The sequence below is a fragment of the Rhodosalinus sp. K401 genome (genome assembly GCF_041365735.1).
Lineage (GTDB): Bacteria > Pseudomonadota > Alphaproteobacteria > Rhodobacterales > Rhodobacteraceae > Rhodosalinus.
The window spans coordinates 1-606 of record NZ_JBGFSI010000048.1; the positions used below are offsets into that span (position 1 = coordinate 1).

Here is a 606-nt window from a genome sequence, read left to right on the forward strand (position 1 = left end):
TTAAAGTTCTGCTATGTGGCGCGGTATTATCCCGTATTGACGCCGGGCAAGAGCAACTCGGTCGCCGCATACACTATTCTCAGAATGACTTGGTTGAGTACTCACCAGTCACAGAAAAGCATCTTACGGATGGCATGACAGTAAGAGAATTATGCAGTGCTGCCATAACCATGAGTGATAACACTGCGGCCAACTTACTTCTGACAACGATCGGAGGACCGAAGGAGCTAACCGCTTTTTTGCACAACATGGGGGATCATGTAACTCGCCTTGATCGTTGGGAACCGGAGCTGAATGAAGCCATACCAAACGACGAGCGTGACACCACGATGCCTGTAGCAATGGCAACAACGTTGCGCAAACTATTAACTGGCGAACTACTTACTCTAGCTTCCCGGCAACAATTAATAGACTGGATGGAGGCGGATAAAGTTGCAGGACCACTTCTGCGCTCGGCCCTTCCGGCTGGCTGGTTTATTGCTGATAAATCTGGAGCCGGTGAGCGTGGGTCTCGCGGTATCATTGCAGCACTGGGGCCAGATGGTAAGCCCTCCCGTATCGTAGTTATCTACACGACGGGGAGTCAGGCAACTATGGATGAACGAA

Annotated in this window: 1 protein-coding gene; it reads left to right on the forward strand. The window is 50.8% G+C overall.

The window, feature by feature from the left end; genetic code table 11:
- The coding region (bla, locus tag AB6A66_RS17470; RefSeq protein WP_371056902.1) for a class A beta-lactamase at nt 1-606 on the forward strand (606 nt) is incomplete at both ends.